General features: G+C 61.9%; 17 protein-coding genes. 11 read left to right on the forward strand and 6 right to left on the reverse strand.

The annotated features are described in order from the left end of the window. Positions 1-20 precede the first annotated feature (20 nt). The 3 genes from AC1DX4_RS29160 to AC1DX4_RS29170 all read left to right on the forward strand — a co-directional run bounded on the left by AC1DX4_RS29160 (position 21) and on the right by AC1DX4_RS29170 (position 1,865). Positions 21-287: a helix-turn-helix domain-containing protein gene (locus AC1DX4_RS29160; RefSeq protein ID WP_477223597.1), complete on the forward strand. Its 267-nt coding sequence runs from the start codon at positions 21-23 to the stop codon at positions 285-287. A 168-nt stretch (positions 288-455) separates the two neighbouring features. Then, positions 456-1,184, forward strand: coding sequence for a LuxR family transcriptional regulator (locus AC1DX4_RS29165; RefSeq protein ID WP_477223598.1), 729 nt, complete (start codon positions 456-458; stop codon positions 1,182-1,184). 66 nt (positions 1,185-1,250) lie between these two features. Further along, the gene (locus tag AC1DX4_RS29170) at positions 1,251-1,865 is read left to right on the forward strand and encodes an acyl-homoserine-lactone synthase (RefSeq protein ID WP_477223599.1); all 615 of its coding nucleotides are present in this window, start codon (positions 1,251-1,253) and stop codon (positions 1,863-1,865) included. Positions 1,866-2,193: 328 nt separating this feature from the next. On the opposite strand, the gene AC1DX4_RS29175 is transcribed toward AC1DX4_RS29170, so the two are convergent. The 3 genes from AC1DX4_RS29175 to AC1DX4_RS29185 form a co-directional block, all read right to left on the reverse strand. Next, a complete protein-coding gene (locus tag AC1DX4_RS29175) occupies positions 2,194-2,376 on the reverse strand; it encodes a hypothetical protein (RefSeq protein ID WP_477223600.1) in 183 nt (60 codons plus the stop codon). A gap of 62 nt (positions 2,377-2,438) precedes the next feature. Then, entirely contained in the window at positions 2,439-2,744 is a 306-nt protein-coding gene (locus tag AC1DX4_RS29180) for a hypothetical protein (protein ID WP_477223601.1), read from the reverse strand. 1,880 nt (positions 2,745-4,624) lie between these two features. Next, positions 4,625-5,068: a Ros/MucR family transcriptional regulator gene (locus AC1DX4_RS29185; RefSeq protein WP_477223602.1), complete on the reverse strand. Its 444-nt coding sequence runs from the start codon at positions 5,066-5,068 to the stop codon at positions 4,625-4,627. An 876-nt stretch (positions 5,069-5,944) separates the two neighbouring features. Here AC1DX4_RS29185 and AC1DX4_RS29190 point away from each other — a divergent pair. Then, the gene (locus AC1DX4_RS29190; RefSeq protein WP_477223603.1) at positions 5,945-6,643 is read left to right on the forward strand and encodes a winged helix-turn-helix domain-containing protein; all 699 of its coding nucleotides are present in this window, start codon (positions 5,945-5,947) and stop codon (positions 6,641-6,643) included. A gap of 63 nt (positions 6,644-6,706) precedes the next feature. On the opposite strand, the gene AC1DX4_RS29195 is transcribed toward AC1DX4_RS29190, so the two are convergent. From AC1DX4_RS29195 to AC1DX4_RS29205, 3 genes are read right to left on the reverse strand one after another with little or no spacing between them, the layout of a single operon-like run. Further along, the gene (locus AC1DX4_RS29195; protein WP_477223604.1) at positions 6,707-7,483 is read right to left on the reverse strand and encodes an amino acid ABC transporter ATP-binding protein; all 777 of its coding nucleotides are present in this window, start codon (positions 7,481-7,483) and stop codon (positions 6,707-6,709) included. Beyond that, the gene (gene ehuD, locus AC1DX4_RS29200; protein WP_477223605.1) at positions 7,483-8,142 is read right to left on the reverse strand and encodes an ectoine/hydroxyectoine ABC transporter permease subunit EhuD; all 660 of its coding nucleotides are present in this window, start codon (positions 8,140-8,142) and stop codon (positions 7,483-7,485) included. Before ehuD ends, AC1DX4_RS29195 begins: the two co-directional genes overlap by 1 nt. Continuing rightward, positions 8,132-8,791: an amino acid ABC transporter permease gene (locus AC1DX4_RS29205; protein WP_477223606.1), complete on the reverse strand. Its 660-nt coding sequence runs from the start codon at positions 8,789-8,791 to the stop codon at positions 8,132-8,134. The genes ehuD and AC1DX4_RS29205 overlap by 11 nt, the downstream gene beginning before the upstream one ends. 391 nt (positions 8,792-9,182) lie before the next feature. On the opposite strand from AC1DX4_RS29205, the gene trbB reads away from it, so the two are divergent. Genes trbB through trbL form a run of 7 tightly spaced genes read left to right on the forward strand, consistent with a single transcriptional unit; the run spans position 9,183 to position 15,670 of the window. Beyond that, the gene (trbB, locus tag AC1DX4_RS29210; RefSeq protein ID WP_477223607.1) at positions 9,183-10,166 is read left to right on the forward strand and encodes a P-type conjugative transfer ATPase TrbB; all 984 of its coding nucleotides are present in this window, start codon (positions 9,183-9,185) and stop codon (positions 10,164-10,166) included. Further along, positions 10,163-10,495 (forward strand): TrbC/VirB2 family type IV secretion system protein, encoded by a 333-nt coding sequence (locus tag AC1DX4_RS29215; RefSeq protein WP_477223608.1) that lies wholly within the window; start codon positions 10,163-10,165, stop codon positions 10,493-10,495. Before trbB ends, AC1DX4_RS29215 begins: the two co-directional genes overlap by 4 nt. After that, entirely contained in the window at positions 10,495-10,776 is a 282-nt protein-coding gene (locus tag AC1DX4_RS29220; protein WP_477223609.1) for a VirB3 family type IV secretion system protein, read from the forward strand. Before AC1DX4_RS29215 ends, AC1DX4_RS29220 begins: the two co-directional genes overlap by 1 nt. A gap of 10 nt (positions 10,777-10,786) precedes the next feature. After that, positions 10,787-13,237: a conjugal transfer protein TrbE gene (gene trbE / locus AC1DX4_RS29225; protein ID WP_477223610.1), complete on the forward strand. Its 2,451-nt coding sequence runs from the start codon at positions 10,787-10,789 to the stop codon at positions 13,235-13,237. After that, entirely contained in the window at positions 13,234-13,992 is a 759-nt protein-coding gene (gene trbJ / locus AC1DX4_RS29230) for a P-type conjugative transfer protein TrbJ (RefSeq protein ID WP_477223611.1), read from the forward strand. Before trbE ends, trbJ begins: the two co-directional genes overlap by 4 nt. Positions 13,993-14,003: 11 nt before the next feature. After that, on the forward strand, positions 14,004-14,330 hold the full coding sequence (trbK-alt, locus tag AC1DX4_RS29235) for a putative entry exclusion protein TrbK-alt (RefSeq protein WP_477223612.1): 327 nt from the start codon (positions 14,004-14,006) through the stop codon (positions 14,328-14,330). Positions 14,331-14,332: 2 nt separating this feature from the next. Beyond that, on the forward strand, positions 14,333-15,670 hold the full coding sequence (trbL, locus tag AC1DX4_RS29240) for a P-type conjugative transfer protein TrbL (RefSeq protein ID WP_477223613.1): 1,338 nt from the start codon (positions 14,333-14,335) through the stop codon (positions 15,668-15,670). Positions 15,671-15,673 lie beyond the last annotated feature (3 nt).

Here is a 15,673-nt window from a genome sequence, read left to right on the forward strand (position 1 = left end):
GTCGTAGCATCCGTTGTTTGATGAAACTTCGCGGCGTTTTTGGCCTGAACGTGCAGCGGCTTCGCAGAGAGCGAAAACTCTCGCAGGAGCAGTTGTCTTTCGTTTCGGGCCGCACGCGCGCCTATATCAGCAGCGTCGAGGCCGGGCGACGCAACGCCACGCTGGATACAGTCGAAATTCTGGCCAAGGCGTTGAATGTCGAGCCACAAGAGTTGGTTTCGGCAAGCACGACAAGTAAGCGAGCTATTCGGGTGACGAAGCAGGCGACTTCAAAGTCGACGGATTGAAGCCAGACTTCCTCAATGCTGTACTGACCCGGTTTTCACTTATCTCGTCTTTGTGATGCGGGATTGACTCCTTTAGTGTACATTCGATGCTTGTCCCATTGAAGGTGGTGTCTAGACAGCCATAGGTTGTTCCGCGGGGTAGGGCCTGACTGTGGTTGAGGTCTACCGATGGAGAACGAAACTGTTATCGACCTTTTTGCGGCGATCACGAAGATCGACACCGCGCGGTCGGCTGATGCGATCCTTCAGGCGTTCCGCTTAGCCATGGAACGCTACGGATTGCGCAATTTTCTGGTCACCGGACTGCCTGTGCCGCACGGTACGGACTGGCAGCGTGAAATTCTTGCTGATGGCTGGTCTCCTGAATGGCACCGTCGCTATGTCACGGAGGAATATTTTTTGCACGATCCTTGTGTCGCCCAGTGCCGGCACTCGCCAGAGCCTTTCCGATGGGGCGAGCTGCCCGCCGAAAGGCTGGTTGCACGCGCGAAGCTGGTCATGGACGAGGCGGCTGAGTTCGGGATGAAAGAAGGTATCTGCGTCCCAATTCATGTCCCATTGGCCGGGCCAGGTGTCGTCACTATGGCGAGTGACCGGATGGACGTTCCGCCAAGCGCCATGCCCCTTATCGAAACGCTTTGCGTGCACACCTTTCGCAGCCTCTCCGCGCTGGGAACACCCGCCGACGGCGATGAAACCACGCCCTTGACGGCCCGTGAGCGCGAACTCCTGGAGTGGAGCGCGCAAGGCAAATCCACCGATGACATCGCTTGTATCCTCGGTGTCACCAGGAACACGGTTGAAAGCCACCAGCGCAACATTCGAGCAAAGCTCGACGCGATCAATGTCGCGCACGCCATCGTCAAGGCGCTGCGACGGCAGGAAATCCAGATTTAGCAATACCTGAATTCCGTCATACGGACGGCAAGTCCATTTTTCTACGACCCTCCGCCTGGAGGCGTCATGGTTCGTATACATCTGGTCACTTGGGATAACAGGAAGCACTACAGGAAAATTCTGGAGCGCTACTTTCGGCTACGCTACGAGATTTACGTCAAGCAGAGGGGTTGGCGCGCCGTCGCACGGCCCATCAACATCGAGATCGACGCCTTCGACAACGAGCATACGCTTTATGTTCTGGCGCTTGACACCAACGGCAAGGTCGTCGGCGGCTCCCGTCTCGTGCCGACGCTGGAGCCGCATCTCATGAGCGAAGTCTTCCCGGTTCTCGCCGGCGGCAGGCCTCCGCGCGCGGCTGAAATTTTCGAATGGACGCGTTTCTTCGTCGTTCCATCCCTTCGCACGCACGGAAGCCCGTCGCCGATCGCCGGCTTGGTTCTCTGCGGTCTGCTCGAAATCGCTCAACGTCTGGGGGTTCGGCAGATCAGTGTGGTCTGCGAGACGTTCTGGCCGAAACGGCTGCGCGCCCTCGGCTGGACGCTGACCGAGCTCGGTGACGGTCTCGAACATCCCGACGGCGATATCATCGCGTTGCTGATCGACGTCACGCCCGAGGCTGTTGAACAGACGCGCCGCGCGTACGAAATCAACGGCGTCATACTTGCGGACATCGTCTAGGCTCGTATCCAGGCACTTTCGGGGAGCCCGCGAGGGGTCGATCGTTGGCGCAAATTCTACAGGCTTACCCCCTCGGTACTCGCTCAGAATATAGCTCTGAAGGAAGAAGAAGAATTCGGCCTGACCGGACCACGATATCGCCGCGGTGGCGCTGCGCCGACAAGCTCGCGTGTCGGCGGCTTCTCACCCATACGCGCATCCACTTTGATCGATTTGCGCCTGAGCCAGGCAGGCAACAATTCCCTAAACACGGATTTGAGATAATGCACCATGTAACGCCAACGCGCGTTGACGATCAGGGTTCCGTCTATGCCAAAGAGGGTCTCGGCTAGTGCGGCGCGGAAGCGTTCATGTGAGCCAGCGTCTCCACCGCTCGCTCGACCTTCTGGGCTGCAGCGTCGGTGTCCTGGAAGCACAGCATCAACTCGTGCTGCAGGAGCGCGAGCCTGGCAGCGCGGTAGATTGGACCGCTCCTGGCGATTTCTGGGTTGTAAGGAAAAGTCGGGCTCATGTGCCCAATCCTTCAGCCGATCGACCCGGCTCCAATCTGAGAGCCGGGTCTGGAGTCGGAGATCAGTAATCGTTGTTTTGGATGACGACGTGGCGATGACGGTGCATCGGGCGGTCGTCCGAACGCTTGATGACGACGACATCGTGACGATGATGCCTGCGCCAATGATGGCGATTGCCGTTGTCGTAGAACGCTTCGCTGCCATGCCGGCGATGATGGAGGCGACCGCCGTCCTCATTGATGACGACGGCTTGCGCACGGTGATGATGTCGGTGCTGGTTCGTGGTCAGAACGATCGCATCGGCCGAGGCAATCGAAGGCGCAGCCAAGCAAAGTGCCAGCGCGCCCAGAATCAGGGTTGATTTCATAATCAGTTCTCCGAGAATTTAAGTTGCCCTTCGCCACCTAAACATCGCTGCCACGATTTTGTTCCTGTGGCGAAACCAGCTGGCAACGGGCGCGGACCGATGGAGGCGCTGCATAGTGCTAGCCCTACAGGATCGCATCTGCTGCGGCTGGCGCGGATCAAAGCTGCGGAGGCCGCGCTTGCTGCTAGGCTGGCCGAACGCGACAAGGATTGCCGTGACGGTCATTCGACCCGTTACGACAGCCACCAGCAATCTACCGAGGCCCTTGCGGCCGCTCGGCGATCCCCGCAGCTTGGCTCTCAAGAGGGTATGATTGATGTTCCGCCGACATAGGGGTGTATGCCGCACAAAGACGGGGACGGATCTGCAATTTCACCCATCGCGCTCGTCCTGCACGTGACATCGGAAAAGGAAAGCGACACAGGCGACAGGGTCGGCGCAAACCGCCAGCCGCTGGGTAGCGCTTACAGGCGGCGCGACGGCTAACGCCAGCAATTCAGCGGGCGCGTCCAGCCCTCGCATGGCCTTGTGCAAGGCCGCGGCGACGGTCGCTAGATATCTTCCGGTTTGCGTTGTCGTTGGCGAGGTCTGGCGCGTGAGGCGCCATAGGAGAGTTATGCGCCTTGTGGTCGTCGGTCCACTGCTGCCGGACGGGGAAAGCTTCAGTCGAGGCCGCTCGGTCGGGGTGGGAACAGTCGATGGTTGATGAGCAGGCAAGCCGCAGACTGATGGCACCATCGCCCTCAGTCGATGCGACTGGCATTGCACAACAAGCACGCGAGCCTATCGCCTTCCTTGGGCTCGATTGGGCTTCCTTGGTGCGAGAAGCGCGGTTGCTGAAAAAGCGTCAGCCGCAATCAGCTCAGTTCCTGACCTTGCCAGGGTGTTCCGCGTCGGCCATCAGCTTATTGAAGACGGCAGCGTCCTCTGCGGTGCCAAACGGTGTTGCCTTCGCCGTCCCGTCCACTGTGAGAATAACAGCCAAGTATGGCAGACCCAGCAGTGGCGGGCTGTATACGGCATACGACGGTTTCTTTTCATCGTACATGTTAACGGGGCTACCCGCGAAGCGCTATAGGCGCGTGACTTCGGCAAGGCCGAGACGAGCCCGCTGGCCTTCAGCATACGCCAGAGCGAACGATTCCAGTTCGAATGTCAGGGTGCTTTTTCGGTCATCTTCGACAACCCGGACGTACCATTCGCCGCAGGCTTCGACCACTTCAACGCAAGGGTGAACCTTACTGTTCGTCTCGACGCAATCCATTACGGCTTCCTTGGAAAGCAATGGGCAACGTCGGGCATTATATGACGGCGGATTGGGTGCTGACATTTAAAAAAGATGTACCGGGCCGGCCCTGACGAGGATCCCTGCGAAGGTGCAGGCAGAAGAAATCCCGCCGAAGTCGAAGAGTCGCTAGTGAATTATGCCAGCAATGCGAACGGCAAGTGCATCTAGGCCGCTGGTGTAGATTCTTGCCAGTACAATCTCCGCAACTTCGGCTCTTTGTAGTGTGCATCCCAGAAGGTCGCCGCCGCCCAACCTGGCCGGCCTGTTGGCGACGCAATCCCAAACGCCCTATGATCCGTCGGCTTCGATATGGCAGTAGAATCTGTGCTGGTGACTTTTCATACAACCCAACGGCCATGCCGAGCTTTGGGTCCACCTCATTCACTAAGGTAGTTAATGGGATCGCGCGCCAGCACAGACAGGCAGTCGATCGAATTGAAGATGGCCGGCGCCAGTTTGGGAGCTGTGGGATGTGTGGCGCCGGCCAAGCGGACGTCAGATCCGCCGCCAGTCTTAAATGACCGATTCGGCGAGGCGCCGGCATGGTGTGATCGCGGAAGAGCTACGCGGGCCTTTCGCACCAAGCACGGTACTATTTGGCCTTTCGCTTAGCCGGAGCCTTTTTCGGCGGCGCTGCTCTCTGCCCAAGGCCAATCGATTTCGCGAGCGCCGAACGCTGTGCGGCATAGCTCGGCGCCACCATTGGATAGTCGCCAGGCAGGTTCCACTTTGCGCGATATTCGTCAGGCGTCATGCCGAGCTGGGCCAGGTGACGCTTCAGCGATTTGAACTTCTTGCCGTCGTCCAGGCAGATGATGAAATCAGGTGTCACCGACCGCTTCGGATTGACCGCTGGCGTAAGGGGCTCGGCTGGCCGTGGCATGTCTTTGCCGACTAAAGAGAGGGACGCGTGAACCGAGGAGATCAGATCAGCCAAGTTTGAGACAGGCACCGAATTGTTGCTCACGAAGGCCGAAACAATATCGGTGGTGAATTCGATAAGATCGACGGCGTTCTGGTCTGTCGTGTCCGGCATTTATTGTGCGTCCTGATTGCTTTGGCGTTTATGTATTGTGTTCGAATTGGCGATGCAAGCCAACCGGCGGCGCGCCACTCGCCACGCGGGAGCGCGCTAGCTCCAGTTATGGGGCTTGGTCATCGTGCTCGCGCAGGAGCGCTCGTTGTGGGAGACGTGGTGCGGGCGGATCGCTGGAACAGGTCGGCGACGTCACGCGCGTCCCCCCGTCGAAAGCCAATTTAATGCCCGCTGCCGAAGCCCTACGCTACCCGCCAGGCAGCGGGCTTACCTTTTCTCCAACTCCGTGGCGATTGCTTCCAACGCCTGAATGTCACTGTCATAGGAGGCGGCGTGGGCTGGATATCGCTGGCGCTGCTGGCGGTAAAACGCGAGCCACGTCGGCAACTCGGCGATGGGAAAGGTCCCGCGCCATTTGTCTTTCACGATTGTGAAAGTGCCAGTCCCCGAATCGTAAGTCGCAGTGGTTTGCATGCCCGGTTATAGCCGCGACGTCGCGCGCCTCCACCTCTCCAACGATAGCCCCGGCTAAGTTTTTACACGTTTCGCTAGGGGGCTTCGAGGTGTTCAGGCACAGAAGCGGTGTACAGGAACGGGGCTTCGATGGGGGTGCGACTGGTGCTCTAAGCCGATCGCGCGTACGCTTTGCGGAGGCGACTACAGGAAAGGGATCGCTTGCAATGCCAGGGCGTGTCGCATGCTGTGCGCTCCGTTTGCGCTGGAGATCGAAACGTGGCGTAAAGACTCGTATTCTGGCGTACACTCGTGTCCACCCGGCAGGTTCTGCCGATTTGAAGTGAATGAGCAAATGGCGAAGAACCTAGGCCACGGACTGGCCCTCGCACCGATAATGTTTCGAAATCGATTGATGGACTCATGAAGCCACTGGTCCTGATCGCCTCGAAGGATCCGGATTTTTTCCTGGTCTTCGGGCACATACTTTCTGTAGCTGGTTTCGAAACGCAGCTGATCACGGGAGACCGGGAAATAGCACGTGCTATCGCGGCGGCAGCCCCGCTTGCCATAATCATGGATTGTCATCCAGGGGACCGCGCGATCGTCAAGCAGTCCAGCTGGTTGAAGTCCACCGCCGCAACCAAAGCGACGCCGGTCGCGAGCCTGGTTGCCCCGCGTTCCGGCAAGCTGCATCTCGATTTGATCAAGGCTGGAGTAGACGAGATATTTTCCCGGCCGTTCGCCCCCGAACAGCTTCTGGCTTGGCTTCATGGCAAAGCGGGCCTTGTGAAGCTATCGCGCGAAACGCATTCGGGTGAGCTGGTGCACGGCAATTTCCGGCTGGAGCGACAAACCCACAGGACATTCTTCAAGCAAAAAGAAATCGTAATGCCACCGATCGAGTTCAAGCTTTTGCGCAGCCTTTTGGCGCAGCCTGGCAAAGTCTTCAGCCGTGAAGAGCTGGTCACGGCCGCATGGCCTGAACATGCCGCCGCAACCGACGTGCGGGGCGTCGACGTCCATATAGCCAGACTGCGCAAGAGGCTTCGTGCATCCGTGGGAAGCGATGTGATCCGGACCGTCCGCTCGGCTGGCTACGCGTTCGCGCCGGACTGGTGATCTGCCGACCGTGCACCCGTCCGGCGCGGTGTTGCCGGCATGCTGGTCGACACGCGTCTCATCTCAATGGCTCACGATGGTGTCCAGGAACAGCCGCGCGCGTGGGTGAGCGGTCGCAGAGAAAAACTCTTGCGAAGAGGCACGCTCGATGATGCGGCCGTCGTCCATGAAAACGATCTCATCGGCGACTTCGCGTGCAAAACCCATTTCATGCGTCACGCAGACCATGGTCATGCCCGTTTCCGCGAGCGCGATCATGACGTCGAGGACTTCCTTGATCATTTCCGGGTCCAGCGCGGAGGTGGGTTCGTCGAACAGCATGATGCGGGGATTGAGGCAAAGCGCGCGCGCGATCGCCACCCTTTGTTGTTGGCCGCCCGAGAGCTGGGCCGGGTAGGCCTGCGCCTTTTCGGGGATACGCACCGCCGTCAGATGCTGCATGGCGATCTCTTCGGCCTCCCGCCTGGATTTCCGGAGAACCCGGCGCAGCGCGAGCGTGCAGTTGCCGAGCACGGTGAGATGCGGAAAGAGATTGAAACTCTGGAACACCATGCCTGTCAACTGGCGCGCCGCCGTCGTGTCCCGGACACTTCTTCCCAGTGCTATCCCGTCGAGCTGGATCGTTCCCTTTTGAAAAGGTTCGAGACCGTTGCAGCAGCGGATCAAGGTCGATTTGCCCGAGCCGGATGGTCCGCAAACGACGATGCGTGTGCCCGCACGGATCGCCAGATCAATGTCTTTCAAGACGTGCAGCGCACCGAACCATTTATTGAGGCCATCGACCCGGACATGCGGCGTGGCTTGAACGGTGAAGACTGGAAGCGGGGCTTGAGCGAGCATCAGCGACGTCCAGATGCAAGCAGGCGCTGCTCGATGCGCTTCACGCCGTAAGAGATGAGCAGGGCCAGTGCGAGAAACAGAATACCGGCGACGGTCAGCGGCTCTGCATAGCGGTAGGTTTCGGAGGCGATATCGAAGGCGCGGCCGAGCATTTCGGGCACGGCCAGAATTGCGAGATAGGGCGTCGCCTTCAGGATCGACACAAGATAGTTGCCCAACGGTGCAGCCACGTTGCGCAACATCTGCGGCGCGATGACGAAAACGACCGTGTCGCGGCGGGTGAGCGACAATGCTCTGGCCGCTTCCTGCTGGCCTTTCGGGATCGAGTCGATGCCCGCTTTGAACACCTCCGCCAAATAACCGCTGTAATACAGGCTCAGCCCCAGTATGCCGACCGTCATGGCGCCAAGCCGGATGCCGTAGAAGGGCAGGACGAAATACAGGAAATAGAGCCAGGCCAGAACCGGCGTCGAGCGGATGAAGTCGATCAGGAAGCGGACGGCGAGGCCAGTCGCACCGCCGCCGCGGCGGATCATTTCGAAAGTGAAGCCAAGCGCCGAAGCGCCGACGCAACTCAAGACCGTTGCGAGCAGAGTTGCGCCAATCCCCCTTATGATCGTCGGGACCGTCGTTAGTGCGAAATCGAAGTTAAATCCCACGCGGTGTTCCTCTTTCAGGACTGACCCGCGCCTCGAGCCAGCGGCCGGCAAGTGCGATCGGATAACACACGACGAAGAAGGCCAGCAGCAGCGCCGAATAGATCGCGACGGGGTCGTAGTCGGTCTGCGCGATTTCCTTGGCGCGGAAGGTCATGTCCGTCAGCGTGACCAGCGAGACGAGGGAAGTTGCCTTGACGAGCTGGATAAGGTTGTTGACGAAGGTCGGACTCATCGCGACCAGCGCCTGCGGCAGCTCGATCAGGAGCAGGATCGCCGGGCGCGAGAGGCCGAGCGCCATGCCCGCCTCGCGCTGGCCGGCGGGCAGCGACTGCAGCCCGGCGCGAACCGCCTGGCTGGCATAGCCGCCGGTGTTGAGACCGAGCACCAATGCACTGACGGTCAGCGCCGACAGAGTGACCCCCATCACCGGCAGCACGTAATAAAAGAAGAAGAGCAGGACGACGACCGCTGAGCTGCGCCAGAATTCGATCACGGCGGTAACCAGAAAGCGCGTAATGCCGGTGGTCTGAAACTGCGCGACGCCGAAGACGAGCGCGAAGGGGACCGCAAAGACCAGGCCATAGGCCGTGACCTCTGCGGTGATACCCAGCCCTTGCAGAATGCCCAGCCAGATCTTGAGCATGCTCACTGGGTGCCACCACTCTTTGTCGAGACGGGCGGCGACGATGTCAGTATCGTTTCGGCGTGCCTGATGAGGGCGGTTTCGCGCCGGGAAATCGCGCCCTCCGGACCGGACCTCATGAAACCCTCCGCGCGGTGGAAAGAACGATACCTGTTGGAGCAGGCCATCGGTGGTTCTCTCATAAACCCGGCGGGAGTCGCGTGTCAATAAACATAGATATATTATTGCGAAAGTACATATTATAGTGCCGCTGTCGTCGGCACCGTCGTTGGCCGGTAATTGCACGCTACGCTACGATGACGGCTGAAACCCGTTGAATCGGACCGCTTCAGGGCTCTTTTGATCGTCCCCGACCGGGCGATTTGTTTGACGCGTTCCCGGCTCAAACGGGGACAAGATGGCTATATCGCACAACGATACCGAGGGACGCGCGCGCAGTTCGCGCATGCTGCGCACCGCGCTCGGACCCGCCATCGCCCGGTTTCTCGACGATCCCGCGATCGTTGAAATCATGCTGAACCCGGATGGCCGTATCTGGGTGGATCGGCTTTCGGTGGGTTTGGCCGATACGGGGGAAATGCTGGCACCGGCCGCTGGCGAGCGCATTGTGCGCCTGGTCGCCCATCATGTCGGCGCCGAGGTCCATTCCCGTTCCCCGTGCGTCTCGGCCGAGTTGCCGCAGACCGGCGAGCGTTTCGAGGGCTTGCTGCCGCCTGTCGTCGCAGCACCCGCCTTCGCGATCCGCAAGCCCGCCGTCGCCGTGTTCACCCTCGATGACTACGTCGCGGCAGGCGTAATGTCCGCCGGTCAGGCCGCGATATTGCGCGCCGCCGTTGCCGGTCGCGCGAACATCCTTGTCGCTGGCGGCACATCGACTGGCAAGACCACCCTCACCAACGCCCTGCTCGCCGAAGTGGCGAAAGGGATGGATCGGGTCGTCATCATCGAGGACACCCGCGAACTGCAGTGCGCCGCGCCTAACCTAGTCGCAATGCGCACCAAGGATGGCGTCGCCACGCTCGCCGACCTGGTTCGCTCGTCTTTGCGCCTGCGGCCCGACCGCATCCCCATCGGCGAGGTGCGCGGCGCTGAAGCCCTGGATCTGTTGAAGGCATGGGGCACCGGGCACCCGGGCGGCATCGGAACCCTTCATGCGGGCTCCGGCATGGGGGCGCTGCGCCGTCTTGAGCAGCTTATCCAGGAAGCCGTCGCCGCCGTCCCGCGTGCGCTGATCGCAGACACGATCGGCCTTGTCGCTGTGCTCGCCGGACGCGGCGACGCGCGGCGGCTTGTCGAACTGGTCAGGGTCGAGGGTCTCGGCCCCGACGGCGACTACCGCATTGCTGACGCCACCCCGATCACCACAGGAGAAACTTCATGATCTGCCTGCTTTCACGCTGCCGCGCCGTCCTGGCTGCGGCCAGCGTCGCAATTGCCTTCAATCTCGTGGCCGCTCCGGCCGCCCATGCGTCGGGCTCCTCGATGCCGTGGGAACAGCCGCTCGAAAAGATCCTGCAGTCGGTCGAAGGACCGGTCTCCAAGATCATGGCCGTCATCATCATCATCGTCACCGGCCTGACACTGGCCTTCGGCGACAGTTCGGGCGGCTTCAGGCGGCTCATCCAGATCGTTTTTGGTCTCTCGATCGCGTTTGCGGCGTCGAGTTTCTTCCTGTCGTTCTTCTCGTTCGGTGGCGGAGCGTTGATCTGATGAAAACCGCTTTCGAACAGCTTGATGCAGTGCCGGGGTGGATGGTGCCCGTCCACCGGGCGCTGACCGAGCAGATCCTGCTTGGCGGCGCGCCGCGCGGACTGGCGATCCTGAACGGCACGCTGGCGGGCGCTGTCGGTCTTGGGCTGCGGCTGTGGCTGGTCGGTCTCCTCATCTGGGCAATCGGACATCTCACGGCGGTATGGGCCGCCAGGCGCGATCCGCTGTTTTTTGAGGTTGGACGCCGACACCTGCGGCTTCCCGGGCATCTGTCGGTTTGAGGGCGCCGCCATGATGAGCCTTGCCGAATACCGCCGCACCGCTGCTCGCCTTGCCGACTACCTGCCTTGGGCAGCACTGGTCGCGCCGGGCGTCGTGCTCAACAAGGATGGCAGTTTTCAGCGCACCGCGAGGTTTCGCGGCCCCGATCTCGACTCCGCCGTCGCGGCAGAGCTGGTTGCAGTGGCGTCGCGCATAAACAATGCCTTTCGTCGCCTCGGCTCGGGTTGGAGCGTCTTTGTCGAAGCGCAGCGGCACGAAGCCGCCTCCTATCCCGAGAGCCAGTTTTCCAATGCGGCCTCCAGCCTGCTCGATGCCGAGCGCAAAGCCGATTTCGACGAAGAGGGGGTTCATTTCGTATCGAGCTACTTTCTCACATTCCTGTTTTTGCCACCGCCCGAAGACGCCACGCGCGCCGAGGGGTGGCTTTATGAGGGTCGCGGCCAGTCGGACGCGGACCCGGGCGAGATCGTGCGCGCCTTTGTCGACAGGACAGAGCGCGTGCTGTCCCTGCTCGACGGTTTCATGCCGGAATGCCACTGGCTCGATGACGGCGAAACGCTCACCTACCTGCATTCGACGATCTCCACCAAACGCCATAAGGTACGCGTCCCCGAGACGCCGATCTATCTCGATGCGCTGCTGGCCGACGAACCGCTGGCCGGCGGGCTCGAACCGCGTCTTGGCGACAAGCACCTTCGCGTGCTCTCGATTGTCGGCTTTCCGACCGCCACGACACCCGGCCTGCTTGATGACCTCAATCGGCTGGCCTTCCCCTACCGCTGGTCGACCCGCGCGATCCTGCTCGACAAGGTCGACGCTGTCCGCCTGTTGACCAGGATACGGCGGCAATGGTTTGCCAAGCGCAAGAGCATCGCCTCGATCCTCAAGGAGGTGATGACCAATGAAGCCTCGGCCCTCCTCGACACCGACGCCGCCAACAAGGCGGCCGACGCCGATACGGCGCTGCAGGAGCTCGGCGCCGACATGGCGGGCATGGCCTATGTCACCGCGACCGTCGCCATCTGGGATTGCGACCCGCGCGTCGCCGACGAGAAATTGCGGCTTGTCGAAAAGGTCATCCAGGGCCGCGACTTCACGGCGATTGCCGAGACCGTCAACGCCGTCGACGCCTGGCTCGGCTCCTTGCCCGGGCACGCCTACGCCAATGTCCGCCAGCCGCCCATCTCAACGCTCAATCTCGCCCACATGATGCCTCTTTCTGCCGTGTGGGCGGGGCCGGAACGGGACGAGCATCTTGTCAGTCCTCCCTTGCTTTACGGCAAGACCGAAGGCTCGACCCCGTTCCGGTTGGTCCTTCATGTCGGCGATGTCGGCCATACGCTGGTCGTCGGCCCCACCGGCGCCGGCAAGTCGGTGCTGCTCGCGCTGATGGCGCTGCAGTTCTGCCGCTACCGCAAGGCTCAGATCTTCGCATTCGACTTCGGCGGCTCCATCCGCGCCGCGGCGCTCGCCATGGGTGGCGACTGGCACGATCTCGGGGGGCACCTCACCGAAGGCATGGACGCCTCCGTTTCGCTGCAGCCGCTCGCCCGGGTTCATGACACATACGAGCGTGCCTGGGCGGCGGACTGGATCGTCGCGATCCTGATGCGCGAGGGCATCCAGATCACACCGGACGCAAAGGAGCAGATCTGGGCGGCGCTGACGTCGCTTGCCTCGGCTCCCGTCGAGGAGCGCACCATCACCGGGCTCAGTGTGCTCTTGCAAGCCAATGACCTGAAACAGGCATTGCGCCCGTACTGTGTCGGAGGCGCTCACGGCCGATTGCTCGACGCCGAGGCCGAACACCTCGGACAGGCATCCGTGCAGGCCTTCGAGATCGAAGGATTGGTGGGCACGCAAGCCGCGCCGGCTGTCCTGTCCTATCTGTTCCATCGCATCGGCGACCGGCTCGACGGGCGTCCAACGTTGCTCATCATCGACGAAGGCTGGCTTGCCCTCGATGACGAGGGGTTTGCCGGGCAGTTGCGCGAGTGGCTGAAAACGCTGCGCAAGAAGAACGCCAGCGTCGTCTTCGCCACCCAGTCGCTTGCCGATATCGACAATTCGACCATCGCGCCGGCGATCATCGAAAGCTGTCCAACCCGGCTGCTGTTGCCCAATGAGCGCGCGGTTGAGCCGCAGATTACCGCCATCTATCGGCGCTTCGGCCTGAACGACCGCCAGATCGAAATCCTGGCACGAGCGACACCCAAGCGCGATTACTACTGCCAGTCCCGTCGCGGCGACCGTCTCTTCGAGCTCGGCCTGTCCGAGGTCGGGCTGGCACTTTGCGCCGCGTCCTCGAAGAGCGATCAAGCCCTGATCGGCAGCATCATCGCCGAGCATGGCCGCCACGGCTTCCTGGCGGCCTGGCTGCGCGCCCGCCACGTCGGCTGGGCCGCCGACCTCATTCCCAACCTCACCGTCCCTGAGTCTGAAAAGGATCCCCAACCATGACTGTTCGTCAAAGCCGCCCGCGCGCCCTGCTTCTCGTCGCGGCGATGCTCGCCGCTCCGGTCACCATCACGCCGATGATGACTGCCCCAGCGTATGCCTTCATCGTGTTTGATCCATCGAACTATTCCCAGAATGTTCTGACGGCCGCGCGTTCGCTGCAGCAGATCACAAACCAGATCACCTCGCTTCAGAACCAGGCCCAGATGCTGATCAACCAGGCGCGCAACCTGGCGAGCCTGCCTTTGTCCTCGCTGCAGCAACTGCAACAGTCGGTGCAACGCACGCAACAGCTTCTCGGGCAAGCACAGAACATCGCCTTCGACGTCCAGCAGGTCGACAAGGCCTTTCAGCAGCAATACGGCAGCGTCTCGCTCTCTGCATCGGACCACCAGCTCGTCACGGATGCGCGCTCGCGCTGGCAAAACACGGTGGGCGGCCTTCAGGACGCCATGCGCGTCCAGGCGGGCGTCGTTGGAAACATCGAGACCGGCCGCGCGCAGATGTCGGCGTTGGTCGGCGCCAGCCAATCGGCGACCGGAGCGCTGCAGGCGACACAAGCTGGCAATCAGCTTCTTGCGCTTCAGGGCCAGCAGCTCGCGGACTTGACCGCTGTTGTCGCCGCCAACGGCCGTGCCCAGGCGCTGACTGAGGCCGAACGTGCAGCCGCGGTCGATCAGGGCCGCGAGCAGCGCCGCCGCTTCCTCACGCCCGGCTCGGGCTACGAGGCCGGCTCGGCCCAAATGTTCAACCGCTGAGGTCGATGGCCATGGACGGCAAAACCCTAGCTCGCACGGTGGCGGTCATCCTTGTCGCGGCCGCCCTCTCGGCGGCCGCGGTCGGTATGAGCCGGAAGGAGAACAAGCCGGCGGGCGAGGGCGCGCACGCAACCGCGGGCTTGATGCCGAATCCGCTTCGCGAAGGTCTGCGCCGCTGCCAGGCCCTCGGCGAGGCGGCCCTGGGTGACGATGGATGTGCGCGGCTGTGGGCCGAACAGCGCGATCGCTTCCTCGGTTTCAAAGAGCCATCGGGCCGTTCGATAGGCGATCCGGCCGCTTTGCAGTCTCCAGATGCTGCCATGCGCTGGGGCAAATAGGTATGGGCAATACAGGTGTCATCGACCAATTCCTGGCCACTTTCACCCGCTACATCGACAGCGGTTTCGGCCTCCTTGGTGGCGAGGTCGCCTTCGTCGCCACCACGCTGATCGTCATCGACGTGACGCTGGCCGCGCTCTTCTGGAGCTGGGGCGTTGATGACGACATCCTTGCTCGGCTTGTCAAGAAGACGCTGTTCGTCGGTGTCTTCGCCTACCTGATCTCCAACTGGAACGGTCTCGCCCAAATCGTGTTCGAGAGTTTCTCCGGTCTTGGTCTCAAGGCGAGTGGAACCGGCTTCTCGGCACAGGACCTGCTGCACCCCGGCAAGGTGGCGCAAACCGGCCTCGACGCCGGACGACCATTGCTTGAGGCGATCTCCGGTTTGATGGGCTATGTCTCCTTCTTTGAGAACTTCATCCAGATCGCTTGCCTGCTCTTTGCATGGGCGCTTGTCCTGCTCGCCTTCTTCATCTTGGCGGTGCAGCTCTTTGTGACGCTGATCGAGTTCAAGCTGGCGACGCTGGCCGGCTTCGTGCTGATCCCTTTCGGCCTTTTCGGCAAGACTGCCTTCATGGCCGAGCGCGTGCTCGGCAATGTAATCTCGTCCGGCATCAAGGTTCTGGTGCTTGCCGTCGTCATCGGCATCGGATCGACGCTCTTCGGCGAATTCACCCAAGGCTTCGGCGGTGAGAGCCCCACCATCGACCAGGCCATGGCGATCGTGCTGGCGGCGCTGTCGCTGCTTGGCCTCGGCATCTTCGGTCCCGGCATCGCCAACGGCCTCGTCGCGGGTGGACCTCAGCTTGGCGCCGGTGCGGCCGTCGGCACTGGCCTTGCTGCGGGCGGCATGGCGGTTGCGGGCCATGGCGCAGCCGGCCTGGCGGCGCGAGGTGAGACAGCCGCATTATCGAGCGCGATGTCAGCCGCGCGTGGCGGGACATCACTGGCTGGCGGCGTCTCGGCCGCTTATACGCGTGGCGCCGCCGGCCAAGCTGGCGTGGCAGGCATCGCCTCCGGTTTGGGCGGCATTGCGCGCGCTGGCGCTTCGGCGGCAGCCTCCCCCCTCAAGCGCGCAGCCGCAAACACCGGTCAATCGCTTAAGTCCAGCTTCGCATCCGGCGCCAGTTCGGGAACGATCGGCGATGCCGCGTCGGCAGCCGCGGCTCCTGCGTCCGGCGCGGGCAAGCCATCCGGCACTCACGGACAGCCGGAATGGGCCAGACGCTTGCAGCGCTCTCAGCGCCTCGCTCACGGCGCCCAGACCGCCGCCCACGCAGTGCGCGCCGGCGACAGCCATGGCGGCGGAGCTTCGATTTCTCTTTCTGAAGGCAAATGACAA

This window comes from Mesorhizobium sp. P3_A8 (assembly GCF_056402995.1).

Bases quoted from the DNA above. Each gene is read 5' to 3' on its own strand.
- AC1DX4_RS29175 (WP_477223600.1), bottom strand. From the start codon at position 2,376: ATGAGCCCGACTTTTCCTTACAACCCAGAAATCGCCAGGAGCGGTCCA.
- AC1DX4_RS29190 (WP_477223603.1), top strand. From the start codon at position 5,945: ATGAAGCCACTGGTCCTGATCGCCTCGAAGGATCCGGATTTTTTCCTG.
- AC1DX4_RS29165 (WP_477223598.1), top strand. From the start codon at position 456: ATGGAGAACGAAACTGTTATCGACCTTTTTGCGGCGATCACGAAGATC.
- AC1DX4_RS29160 (WP_477223597.1), top strand. From the start codon at position 21: ATGAAACTTCGCGGCGTTTTTGGCCTGAACGTGCAGCGGCTTCGCAGA.
- AC1DX4_RS29180 (WP_477223601.1), bottom strand. From the start codon at position 2,744: ATGAAATCAACCCTGATTCTGGGCGCGCTGGCACTTTGCTTGGCTGCG.
- AC1DX4_RS29220 (WP_477223609.1), top strand. From the start codon at position 10,495: ATGAAAACCGCTTTCGAACAGCTTGATGCAGTGCCGGGGTGGATGGTG.
- AC1DX4_RS29185 (WP_477223602.1), bottom strand. From the start codon at position 5,068: ATGCCGGACACGACAGACCAGAACGCCGTCGATCTTATCGAATTCACC.
- AC1DX4_RS29170 (WP_477223599.1), top strand. From the start codon at position 1,251: ATGGTTCGTATACATCTGGTCACTTGGGATAACAGGAAGCACTACAGG.
- AC1DX4_RS29215 (WP_477223608.1), top strand. From the start codon at position 10,163: ATGATCTGCCTGCTTTCACGCTGCCGCGCCGTCCTGGCTGCGGCCAGC.
- AC1DX4_RS29195 (WP_477223604.1), bottom strand. From the start codon at position 7,483: ATGCTCGCTCAAGCCCCGCTTCCAGTCTTCACCGTTCAAGCCACGCCG.
- trbE (WP_477223610.1), top strand. From the start codon at position 10,787: ATGATGAGCCTTGCCGAATACCGCCGCACCGCTGCTCGCCTTGCCGAC.
- trbL (WP_477223613.1), top strand. From the start codon at position 14,333: ATGGGCAATACAGGTGTCATCGACCAATTCCTGGCCACTTTCACCCGC.
- trbK-alt (WP_477223612.1), top strand. From the start codon at position 14,004: ATGGACGGCAAAACCCTAGCTCGCACGGTGGCGGTCATCCTTGTCGCG.
- trbJ (WP_477223611.1), top strand. From the start codon at position 13,234: ATGACTGTTCGTCAAAGCCGCCCGCGCGCCCTGCTTCTCGTCGCGGCG.
- trbB (WP_477223607.1), top strand. From the start codon at position 9,183: ATGGCTATATCGCACAACGATACCGAGGGACGCGCGCGCAGTTCGCGC.